The organism is Yersinia thracica (assembly GCF_902170565.1).
GTDB classification, from domain to species: domain Bacteria; phylum Pseudomonadota; class Gammaproteobacteria; order Enterobacterales; family Enterobacteriaceae; genus Yersinia; species Yersinia thracica.
In genome coordinates this window covers 1-11399 of sequence record NZ_CABHXX010000086.1, presented here as the reverse complement: position 1 = coordinate 11399, position 11399 = coordinate 1, and the positions used below count along the sequence as shown (strand labels likewise).

Genomic DNA, 11399 nt, shown 5'->3' with positions numbered 1-11399 from the left:
GTCTGTTAGTTTCCGTTACCTATTTGTAGGGCTGTATTTTTCATTATAGAATAATTTCATATAGTTACATTTTTTCTTTCTTTTTTATATCTCTATTTTTTATAGTAAATATCATCCATTTCTTATATTAAATTTGAAAATTTGATCTTATAGGCCCATTATTCGCTTTAGTGGCATAATTCGTAGAAATAAAAGGTGAAGTTAGATATATGGAATGGATCGCAGATCCTACTATTTGGGCAGGGCTAGCGACGCTGGTTGTGCTCGAAATTGTGTTGGGCATTGATAATCTAATATTTATTGCTATTTTGGCGGAGAAGCTACCCCGCCATTTACGAGATAAAGCCAGAGTAACAGGGCTGTTGTGCGCATTGCTGATGCGCTTGGTATTATTGGCGTGTATCTCTTGGTTAGCGACATTAACTGCGCCATTTGTCACGCTTTCTGGGCATCCGTTCAGCGCCCGTGACTTGATCATGTTAATCGGCGGGATATTCTTGCTATTCAAAGCCACCATGGAGCTCAATGAGCGCCTTGAGGGCAAGGATCATCAGCAAAATCAGCAACGCAAAGGCGCTCGTTTTTGGCCTGTCGTGGCACAAATCGTGGTGTTGGATGCTATTTTCTCTCTCGATTCGGTGATTACCGCCGTCGGTATGGTTGATCATCTGGCGGTCATGATGGCGGCGGTCTGTATTGCCATTGGCTTGATGCTATTAGCCAGTAAGCCATTGACTCGCTTTGTGAATGCGCATCCAACGATTGTCATTCTCTGTTTGAGCTTCTTGCTAATGATAGGTTTCAGTTTAGTAGCTGAAGGCTTTGGTTACCGTATTCCGAAAGGTTATTTGTATGCGGCTATTGGTTTCTCAGTCATTATTGAATCGTTGAATCAGTTTGCACAATTCAACCGCCGCCGCTTCCTATCGACTGTCCGTCCTTTACGTGAAAGGACAGCAGAGGCGGTGCTGCGTATGCTCAGTGGCAAGCACGAAGAAGCTGAATTGGATAACCATACCGCTAATCTGATTGCTGATAATACTCGGGTGGGTCAAGAGGTGTTCAACCAACAAGAACGCCGGATGATTGAGCGGGTGTTAGGGCTGGCACAGCGGACGGTGAGTAGCATCATGACCTCACGCCATGATGTTGAGTATCTCGACTTGAATGATCCGCCAGAAAAATTGACTCAGTTGCTGACGAAAAATATGCATACCCGAATTGTCGTCACCGAAGATAGTTCAACAGATGAACCACTTGGCGTGATTCATGTCATTGATTTGTTGAAGCAACAATTAACCAATGAAAAACTCGACTTGCGAGCGCTCATTCGCCAACCTTTAATTTTCCCTGAGCAAGTCTCTTTGCTGATGGCGCTTGAACAATTCCGCCAGGCACAAACCCATTTTGCCTTCGTGGTGGATGAATTTGGCTCTATCGAGGGGGTGGTGACGCTGACTGATGTGATGGAAACCATTGCAGGTAATCTGCCTGTTGCAGGTGAGGAATTAGATGCCCGTCATGATATTCAACAAACTGATGATGGTTGCTGGATAGCCAATGGCTATATGCCGTTGGAAGATTTGGTGCTCTATCTACCACTGCCGATTGATGATAAACGTGAATATCATACATTGGCTGGATTATTGATGGAGTATACCCAGCGGATCCCTCAGGTCGGCGAACAATTGAAAATTGGTGACTATTTGTTTGAACCTCTTGAGGTGAGCAGTCACCGCATCTTAAAGGTGAAGATCACGCCGCTGAAGGTTCCGGACCCTGATTATGAAGTGTGATGAGTGGGTAGCAGAATATTTAGGCCACAGAAATTGGCTGTGTGAATGATAAAAATAGAACCGGGTTGCTTATTGCCACCCGGTTTTTTTATGATTATTTGTGCTGTTTATGGCAATTCGCAGAAGTTATAAATGCACGGGAACCAGAATTTCAGTAGCGACAATCACCACCACTAGCCCAACCAATACTGGAACTGAGGTGCGTTTCACCACTTCGAAAGGTGAGATTTTTGCCATCCCTGCCACCGCAACTACCACGCCAGAAACCGGGGACAGCGTGCGCCCCAAATTTGAAGCTTGTAGCATTGGGATCACCAGATAAGCCGGGTTAATTCCCATTTGTGCTGCCAGTTTCGGGATCAATTCAACAAATGCATAGAATGGTGCATTACCTGAGCCGGTCGTCATCGCCGCCAGCATGGTGATAGTGACCAATACCAGCATCATAATAATGCCACCGGTGCCGAATGATTGTGCCAATCCAATCAGCCCACTGATAAACCCAACGGTACTCAGACCCTGCGCAAATACCCCAGCAGCAACTAACAGCATAACCACTGTTGCGAATGCATCAGCCATCCCCCGATAAGCAACCTCGAGTCCGGTAAAGACCGTTTTTGCATTGAAACTGCGCAAGAACTCAATCACGGCAGCAATCAGCATACAAATGACCAATACCGTAATGATGTGTAGTTCCGGCCCCCATTTGCCATCAAATATCAGCACGCCAATAATGGGTGTGAAAGGTAAAATGGCGTAAAAGCTCGGGGCATTAGTCGTGATGTCATTAACATCCATCATTTCATGCTTTTCCTGGCTTTTTTTATCCAGATAACGCTGCCAGAAAAAGTGAGCAATAGCCATGCAGACAATCGCCGCAATGGAGATGGGTAATGTGGTTTTAAAAGCAAAATCGACCAATGGCATTTCAGAAGCTTTCGCTGCCAGCACGACATCGCCAGAGGTGGGGGCCAGAATGATAGCTGCGGGTGATGCACAAATTGCGGCTGCCGCTCCCCGACTGATACCCACGTTAACCATCACTGGGAACAATGTCGCCATCAATAGTACGCCCAACCCGGTTGCCGATGACACCGCCAAAGACATCAAACAGGCCACAATATAGGCCGCGACCATCAATAAATACGGGGAGTTGATCATTTGCAGTGGTTTGGATGCAATCTTAACCACCACATCATTCGCGCCAATGTGGGTCATATACGCGGCAAAGCCACATAACATCATAATCATCATGCCGAGGTCGCCACCACGGCTCATCAGCAAGATTTTGACGTACTCAACAATGTCTGTCGCCCGCCAACCGGTTGCCGTCGCGCTGGCTGGTAATACGTTTTTACCCATCAGGGCACTGATAATTAATAACAATAAACCGCCGACCATCAGTACGCCGGTGGCTGAGTAGCCTTTAATAATATAACGGCCAACACCAATGGCCACTACAACCCCAATCAAAAGATCTAACATATACCCTCTCTTACCGAAAACTCGCCTGTTGCTGAATACCCTGCGCTTTCAACACCACCGCACCGCTAGTGGCCTGCTAATCACTTGGGGTGTAAATCATTATTGTTGTTAATACTCAGATCATTGAGACACAGATTGTTAAAACACAGAAATTGCTCTGCACTCTGCCCAAAGTCCATGGGCGAGTTTATGACATCTATCAATGATTCGCAGAGATTTTAGAAACAAATGTTAGTTTGTGAGCAAGAGAGAGGATTTTATGTTTAGAAAGGCGACATTAGTGAACAATATCATAACTGGAGGATAACAAAATCAGACCACCACCTCCGATAACTGTTATTGCTATCGGAGATGGCGCTCTTTTTTAAAGCTTATCAATCAGCTTTTTAAGATCCTGACTTCCGCGGCTCTGCTGAGTACGTTCAGCCCAGTCACTGAGTGCTTTTTTAGCCCGCTGTTGTAATTCATCCCGCAAAAGCTGCTCAACATTCAATTGATAACTGAGTTGAGCCCATGGGCCATAAATACGCAGCGGAATGTCCGTATTTTGCAGCATTTTGACCAGGCTATCTTGCCCGCTCCAACCTTGCATCACACGTACTGACAGGTTCATGTCAGCTTGCTGCGCCGGTAGATTGAGTTCTCCACTGCCTTTAATCGAAATCAAAGTAGAATCTGCCACCAGATTACTAACATTCACCCGCCCTTTATTCAGGGTCAAATTGGCTTGCAGTTTTTTAACCTCCGTGTAACGCTCATAACGTTCCGGGCCTTTAACATCACTGGAGCTACGGGTGACAGCCTGCTGAATAAGTTGCTGAATGTTCAGTCCCTCCAACTTCGCATCATTCATACTGAATTGCGCATTTCCTTTCCAACGGTGGTTGAATGCCTCAACATCAAGTCCTTCGCCAGACAACTGCGCTTGCATAGAGAATTGACCCGTCATCACCGAGGGTAAATTAGCCGCCACCAATACCGGCCCTAACTCCATGTGATTTATCACCGGATTAACCGCAGTGAGCACTTTCTTGCCCGTGACATCCAGTGAGCCTGGTAGTGAAAAATCACCGCCCAATGCGCTGCCGGTTAAACGGCTAATCTGGACCTCACCTTGTTGGTTTGATACTTGTAGATCCAGCTTGCTGACTTTTATTGCACGATAAACCATATTATTCGCAGTCAGCGTCATTTGCGCCGAAAAATCGCGTAATGCCTGTAGATCCTGCCCGACATCATCATCGACTTGAGCAGCAATGACTGGCGCAGTCACTGTCGCCGCTTTGGCCGTGGTTTTAGTGCTGGCGGTGCTCTTGGGCTGCCAACCGAAAATGGCATCCAAGTTGAGATTATCAGCAGCCAGATTAATAACATACTCAGGAACGAGGCTCAAAGTCGCTTTGGCACTGCCGGTCAGTTGGTTATTATTTGCCGTGAAACTCAGTTTATTGAGCAACAATTGCTGAATATCACGTTGATAACTGGCTTCTAATACCCCCTCTCCACTCACACCACCGACAGGAATATCCGCACCTTCCAATTTATAGGTAAATTGGCTGATATTTGCGCTGAACTGCTGTGGATAATGGCGCATATCTGCGTCGGCAACCAAGGAGAAAGTGATATCCCGCTGATTACGGTTAACGCGGCTGTTGAGTGTTATATGGACTTGTCGTTGAGGGTCTTGGCTAAGTTCAAGATTAATATCGCGGACGTTCACTTGATCATTATCTGACCGTTGCCAAATTAGCAGACTGTCAGCAACCTGGACTTTATTGATATCGAGTTTCCAGGCGCGATGTTCATCAAGTGGTGCATTGCCCGCTGGCGCAACCGGCGCCCCTGGTTCCTGCTGTGCCTCACTATCCGGCGTTAAGCGGATAACCGCACCTTTTAACATGACCTGTTTAACATCAAGCTGATGCGATAACAGGGGCCAGAGTTTGACATCCAGGCGCATATTTTCAGCACTGACTACCGGCGCAGCAGCACCGGGGGCCGTTAGCGAAGTCCGACCCGCAATGATGCTAAGTTGTGGCCAGACATGCCAACGTAAATCACCGTCCAGTTGCAGATGATAACCACTTTTTCTTTCAACCTGTTTGACCATATAAGCACGAAAGTCATTAGGATTTACTAGCAATACCAATGCGCTCATTCCTGCCACCAGCACAACCAGCAGGATAATCAACGTCGTTAGTAATCGTCTCATGACATCCTCTTGTCTTATTAAGCTAAAAGTCTTATCAGGTGAAAATCTCAGAGAGAAAAGGGCTAATCTTTATCAATACGGCTGGCTACAGCACCTTGTTGGCCACGATATTTGGCATCCTGACGACTATTATAAGGGCGGGCGGCGGGGCCAGAGAGTGGCTCAAAACTCAGCGCACCAATCAGCATTCCAGGGCGCAGTGCCAATGGCAGCTTACCTGAATTATAGAACTCCAGCACAATCCTGCCTTGCCAGCCGGGATCTATCCTGTGGGCGGTCACATGCACCATCAATCCAAGGCGGGCCAAGGAAGATCGGCCGTCAAGCCAGCCGACCAGATCATCGGGGATAGTCACTGATTCCAGTGTAACCGCCAGCGCCAACTCACCGGGATGCAGGAAGAATGCCTCCCCTTCAGGCAGAATGATTTCATCACTCATGACCCGTTCCAGCGCTGCGCTGACTTCATCTTTCGGGCCGCTTAAGTCAATAAACCCCGCAGTATGCCCGAGGAAGACACGGAATTTATTTCCTAAGCGGACATCAACTGTCGCACCATTAATACGTTCTACTGGTGGGCGAGGATCAATCCCCAATTTACCGCTATCCAGCCAAGCTTCTATGTCACGGTCGCACAGTCTCATTGCTAAAATCTCCATCAAAATTCGCATGTTACAGCTTACATACTATGCAAGCTGCCATATTAAGAAGCAAAGATCCAGACGAACGTTACTCAAAGAACTGGCTAATTTTCGCTTTTAGAATATCGATCGCAATACGGTTTTTGCCACCGCGCGGCACGATAATGTCAGCATATTGCTTGGAAGGCTCGATAAACTGCAGGAACATTGGGCGCACTGTTTTCTGGTATTGAGCCATGACGGAGTCCATTGAGCGGCCACGTTCATTGACATCACGCTTCATACGGCGCATCAAACAGATATCCAAAGGGGTGTCGACAAAGATAGAAAAGTTCATTTCCTGGCGCAGACGAATGTCGGTCAACAGCAAGATTCCTTCCAAAATAATCACTTTTTTCGGTTCTAAATGGACGGTTTCTTTTTTACGCGTATGCTCAGTATAACTGTAAAGCGGCAGTTCAATCGGCTTGCCTGCTTTCAGTGATTGTAGATGTTCCAGCAATAAATTGTGGTCCATGGCGCTGGGATGGTCATAGTTAGTTTTGACCCGCTCTTCCATTGACAGGTGACTTTGGTCTTTGTAATAACCATCCTCAGGAATGACGCCAATATGTTGGTCACCAACCTGTTCACGCAATTCACGATACAGCGTACTGGCGATAAGACTTTTTCCGGAGGCTGAGGCACCCGCTATCCCGATAATGACGCACTGGTGTGCTTTGTCAGTCATAAAATTAAAGACCTGATTACGAAGTGTGAAGGGAGACGAAGCACACAAAGTGCTTCGATCGCGCCAATTATAAGGAGTTAACGGGTTTGATGCCAGCACAATACCCTGCGTCTTTGGCGTTGCAGCGCTGTTCACTGCGCAACGCCAAAGACTTTAGATAGAGAGATAACCGCGATTACACCGCGCGGAATGAAATTTCCGTCGGAATCGCTTCGCCCTGCCAGTACATTTCTGCCGCAACGTTGGATGCCAATTGGCGATAGATATCAGCAAATTCGCTATCAGGATGACTGACAACCGTTGGCTCGCCGCGGTCGAGGTCTTCGCGCAATGAAATATGCAGCGGAATTTGGCCCAGTAGTTTGCAATGATATTTCTGCGCCAGTTTCTCTGCCCCGCCAGTGCCAAAAATAGGCTCCAGATGGCCGCAATTACTGCAAATATGCATGCTCATATTCTCAATAATGCCCAGCACTGGCACATGCACTTTCTCAAACATCACAATGCCTTTCATCGCATCAATCAGGGCAATATCCTGCGGCGTGGTCACCACCAGCGCGCCGGTGACTGGAATATTCTGTGACAGCGTCAGTTGGATATCACCGGTACCCGGCGGCATATCAATGACCAAATAATCCAAATCCGGCCATAAGGTATCTTGGAGCATCTGCATTAAAGCCTTGCTGGCCATCGGGCCGCGCCACACCATCGCATTTTCGTCAGTCACCAAGTAACCAATCGAGTTAGTGGCGATACCGTGGGCCATAATCGGTGCCATATGTTTGCCATCAGGGGATGTTGGCCGCTGCTGGGTGGTGCCCAGCATATTTGGGATGGAAGGGCCATAAATATCAGCATCCAGAATACCGACTTTTGCGCCCTCCTCCGACAAAGCCAGTGCCAGGTTCACAGCGGTGCTGGATTTCCCCACCCCGCCTTTACCGGAACTGACCGCGACAATGTTGCGCACGCCTTTGACACCAGGTTGATCATTGGCGCGTTTTAGCGTGGTGATATTATGAGAAAGTTTCCAGTCAATGGCTTTAGCACCGGTCACTGCCAGCAATTCTCCGCTGGCCGATTCTTTCAATGCATCAAAACCAAATTGCCAGGCAAAAGGCATCACCAGCTCGATATGCAGCACATTGTCCAATAGGGCACAGTGATGAATAGCGCGCAACTCAGTCAGGCTCTTTTGCAAGGTTGGGTGTTTAAAGGCAGCAAGAACCTTTGAAATTTGTAATTGCAGCAGGTCAGGGGTGGTCTGCTCGGGGGATTTTTGGCTCATCCCGGCTCCTTGAATTTATCGTTATTAACCAACAGAATTTATCGTATTAGCCAATAATAGTGTACCAGAACTCCGTCATGCCTGTGTCGTCAAAGTAAATCGATTATAACTTAAGGCAAAGTGCAGGTTTCCTACCCTAGCGACGAGCCGGTATATCGGTTAACATCAAAGACCCTTTAATCGACATAAAGAAAGCAATTTCCCACTATGGCTCAAGTCGCGAAAAAAATATTGGTGACGTGCGCGCTACCATACGCTAACGGTTCTATACATCTCGGTCACATGCTCGAGCACATCCAGGCAGACATCTGGGTCCGTTTCCAGCGAATGCGCGGCAACCAGGTTCATTTTATCTGTGCAGATGATGCCCACGGTACCCCAATCATGCTGAAAGCTCAGCAACTGGGTATCGAACCAGAGCAGATGATTGCCGAAATGAGCCAGGAGCACCAACAAGATTTCGCCGGTTTCGCTATCAGTTATGATAACTATCACTCGACTCACAGTGATGAAAACCGTGAACTGTCGAGCCTGATATACAGCCGCCTAAAAGCGAACGGTTATATCAAGAATCGGACTATTTCTCAGCTCTATGATCCTGAGAAAGGGATGTTCCTGCCCGACCGCTTTGTGAAAGGCACTTGTCCGAAGTGTAAAGCACCGGATCAATATGGCGATAACTGCGAAGTTTGTGGCGCAACCTACAGCCCGACTGAACTTATTGATCCAAAATCTGCGGTTTCCGGTGCTACGCCGGTCATGCGTGAATCTGAGCATTTCTTCTTCGACTTACCTGCTTTCAGCGATATGTTGCAAGCCTGGACACGTTCTGGCGCACTGCAAGAACAAGTTGCGAATAAAATGCAGGAATGGTTTGAATCGGGCCTGCAACAGTGGGATATCTCCCGTGATGCGCCTTACTTTGGTTTTGAAATCCCCGATGCGCCAGGTAAATATTTCTACGTTTGGCTTGATGCCCCTATCGGTTATATGGGCGCATTCAAAAATCTGTGCGATAAGCGCGGCGATTTAGATTTTGATGAGTTCTGGCGTAAAGATTCTACAACCGACCTGTATCACTTCATCGGTAAAGACATTGTTTACTTCCATAGCTTGTTCTGGCCAGCCATGTTGGAGGGCAGTAATTTCCGCAAACCGACCAATTTGTTCGTCCATGGTTATGTCACGGTAAACGGCGCAAAAATGTCGAAATCCCGCGGCACATTCATTAAAGCAGGCACTTACCTAAAACATCTGGATGCCGATTGCCTGCGTTATTACTACGCCGCCAAGCTCTCTTCACGTATTGATGATATCGATTTGAATCTGGAAGATTTTGTCCAGCGCGTCAATGCCGATATCGTCAACAAAGTGGTCAATCTGGCTTCGCGTAATGCCGGTTTTATTAACAAGCGTTTCGCTGGTAAGTTAGCCGATCACCTTGCTTCCCCTGAGTTATATAAAACCTTTACGGATGCCGCCGTCAGTATTGCGGATGCTTATAATAGCCGCGAATCAAGCAAAGCGATTCGTGAAATTATGGCGCTGGCCGATGTTGCCAACCGTTATGTTGATGAACAGGCACCTTGGGTCGTGGCGAAAGAAGAAGGCCGTGATGCTGACTTGCAAGCTATTTGCTCCATGGGCATCAACCTGTTCCGGGTCTTGATGACTTACCTCAAGCCGGTGCTACCTGCGCTGACCGAACGTACCGAGGCTTTCCTCAACACTGAATTAACTTGGGATAGCATCGAACAACCTCTGTTAGATCACCAGATTAATACTTTTAAAGCGCTGTTTAACCGTATTGATTTGGATAAGGTGAACGAAATGGTCGCCTCTTCTAAAGAAGATATGGCTGCGACAGCAGTGACGGTAACCGGTCCATTGGCCGATGATCCGATCCAGGAAACCATCAGTTTTGATGATTTTGCTAAAGTAGATATGCGCATCGCGCTGATTGAACAAGCAGATTTTGTCGAGGGCTCAGATAAATTACTGAAACTAAAACTGAATCTCGGTGGTGAGACGCGTCAGGTCTTCTCGGGTATTCGTTCGGCTTACCCTGATCCGAAAGTCTTAGAAGGTCGACTCACCATGATGGTGGCAAACCTGGCTCCACGCAAAATGCGCTTTGGTATATCAGAGGGTATGGTGATGGCAGCCGGCCCTGGCGGCAACGATATCTTCCTGCTTAGCCCGGACAATGGTGCTCAACCCGGCATGCAAGTAAAGTAATATCTGGCGAGAAAGCGAGAATGCGAGAAAGCCGGTCATGGAAACCCTGACCGGCTTTTGATTGCCAACTTATTGATTAAAATATGACCTTTACTCTCTATCCGCGATAGGTTGCTGCTCACGTTGCCGAGCTTCCAACCAAAACAGGATATTAATAAATAAACTGAGTGAGAAAATTAGAAATAAAATACTGTCCAGTAAAGAAATCTTAATAAGTGCATCAATAATAATATTCTTATGATGTTTGACTTCCACAAATCCTGACGAGAAAAACCAAAATACACCGACGGCCCCCACGATATTCAATGTCACCACCGGCCAATACCATTTAGCCAGTAAAAAGAAAATCCACGACAACATCATTAGCGCAATAACGGCATCATCCAGCTCAAATAATAGAAAAAAGCTTAGATATAATAAACTAAAACTGATCAGTGCTAATCCGAATGGATATTCGTTAGGTAAGGCAGAATCCCATTGTTTTCTACGATCGCATACGAGTGGTTTTATATCAAAAATATTGATAAGTATCAGATAAAGTAAAAATGAACCCAACAAGAAAAACATCAGTAAACCATGCAAGAAATAACAAGCGAATGGAAGAAAATGGAACATCAATAAATAGGGACTTAACTTTTGGCTCGCCAAACGGTATGAACAAGGTAGCAGTAACACCAATGAAAGTACGGAAAAGAAGGCAGAAACTGAAAGATACAAAACTTCATCAGTCAAATCAGGAAATAAGACCGTCACTAGAAATACAATGAATATTAACGCGAATAAATAACGAAAAAATAGAAAGAAAAACTCACTACGCGACATATAGCGGCAAATAGGGTTATCAATAAATCCATTATTAATAAGATAATCTAAATTCATTTGCGCCATCTCAACGCTATCCTTTCTGGATTTATATAGGCTGCTAATTTTACCCATGGTGACTTTAATCCTTTAAAAATCATTAAACTTAAAATGATGAAAATTGACTCATTTCATGACAGTTAACATC

8 protein-coding genes are annotated in these 11399 nt (G+C 46.4%); 2 read left to right on the top strand and 6 right to left on the bottom strand.

Annotated features, from left to right (window positions below; genetic code table 11):
* Positions 1 to 209: 209 nt before the first annotated feature.
* The gene (locus FTA91_RS12175; protein ID WP_050114320.1) at positions 210 to 1796 is read left to right on the top strand and encodes a TerC family protein; all 1587 of its coding nucleotides are present in this window, start codon (positions 210 to 212) and stop codon (positions 1794 to 1796) included.
* A 126-nt stretch (positions 1797 to 1922) separates the two neighbouring features.
* Here FTA91_RS12175 and dcuC read toward each other — a convergent pair whose 3' ends face one another.
* The 5 genes from dcuC to apbC form a co-directional block, all read right to left on the bottom strand.
* Entirely contained in the window at positions 1923 to 3281 is a 1359-nt protein-coding gene (gene dcuC, locus FTA91_RS12170; protein ID WP_050114321.1) for an anaerobic C4-dicarboxylate transporter DcuC, read from the bottom strand.
* A 364-nt stretch (positions 3282 to 3645) separates the two neighbouring features.
* The gene (asmA, locus tag FTA91_RS12165; protein WP_145583406.1) at positions 3646 to 5493 is read right to left on the bottom strand and encodes an outer membrane assembly protein AsmA; all 1848 of its coding nucleotides are present in this window, start codon (positions 5491 to 5493) and stop codon (positions 3646 to 3648) included.
* 62 nt (positions 5494 to 5555) lie between these two features.
* Positions 5556 to 6137 (bottom strand): dCTP deaminase, encoded by a 582-nt coding sequence (dcd, locus tag FTA91_RS12160; protein ID WP_005168320.1) that lies wholly within the window; start codon positions 6135 to 6137, stop codon positions 5556 to 5558.
* An 85-nt stretch (positions 6138 to 6222) separates the two neighbouring features.
* A complete protein-coding gene (udk, locus tag FTA91_RS12155; protein ID WP_005162352.1) occupies positions 6223 to 6864 on the bottom strand; it encodes a uridine kinase in 642 nt (213 codons plus the stop codon).
* Positions 6865 to 7039: 175 nt separating this feature from the next.
* Entirely contained in the window at positions 7040 to 8152 is a 1113-nt protein-coding gene (apbC, locus tag FTA91_RS12150) for an iron-sulfur cluster carrier protein ApbC (protein WP_145583404.1), read from the bottom strand.
* A 207-nt stretch (positions 8153 to 8359) separates the two neighbouring features.
* Between apbC and metG the strand changes: the two genes are divergently transcribed.
* Positions 8360 to 10390 (top strand): methionine--tRNA ligase, encoded by a 2031-nt coding sequence (metG, locus tag FTA91_RS12145; RefSeq protein WP_050114324.1) that lies wholly within the window; start codon positions 8360 to 8362, stop codon positions 10388 to 10390.
* Between the two features lie 90 nt (positions 10391 to 10480).
* Here the strand turns inward: metG and FTA91_RS12140 are convergent, their stop codons facing one another.
* Positions 10481 to 11326 carry a hypothetical protein gene (locus FTA91_RS12140; RefSeq protein WP_072082589.1) on the bottom strand — a complete coding sequence of 282 codons (846 nt, stop codon included), beginning with the start codon at positions 11324 to 11326 and terminating at the stop codon, positions 10481 to 10483.
* Positions 11327 to 11399 lie beyond the last annotated feature (73 nt).

Coding starts and splice junctions, on each gene's coding strand:
- FTA91_RS12175 (WP_050114320.1), top strand. CDS start 210: ATGGAATGGATCGCAGATCCTACTATTTGGGCAGGGCTAGCGACGCTG.
- metG (WP_050114324.1), top strand. CDS start 8,360: ATGGCTCAAGTCGCGAAAAAAATATTGGTGACGTGCGCGCTACCATAC.
- FTA91_RS12140 (WP_072082589.1), bottom strand. CDS start 11,326: ATGGGTAAAATTAGCAGCCTATATAAATCCAGAAAGGATAGCGTTGAG.
- apbC (WP_145583404.1), bottom strand. CDS start 8,152: ATGAGCCAAAAATCCCCCGAGCAGACCACCCCTGACCTGCTGCAATTA.
- udk (WP_005162352.1), bottom strand. CDS start 6,864: ATGACTGACAAAGCACACCAGTGCGTCATTATCGGGATAGCGGGTGCC.
- asmA (WP_145583406.1), bottom strand. CDS start 5,493: ATGAGACGATTACTAACGACGTTGATTATCCTGCTGGTTGTGCTGGTG.
- dcd (WP_005168320.1), bottom strand. CDS start 6,137: ATGAGACTGTGCGACCGTGACATAGAAGCTTGGCTGGATAGCGGTAAA.
- dcuC (WP_050114321.1), bottom strand. CDS start 3,281: ATGTTAGATCTTTTGATTGGGGTTGTAGTGGCCATTGGTGTTGGCCGT.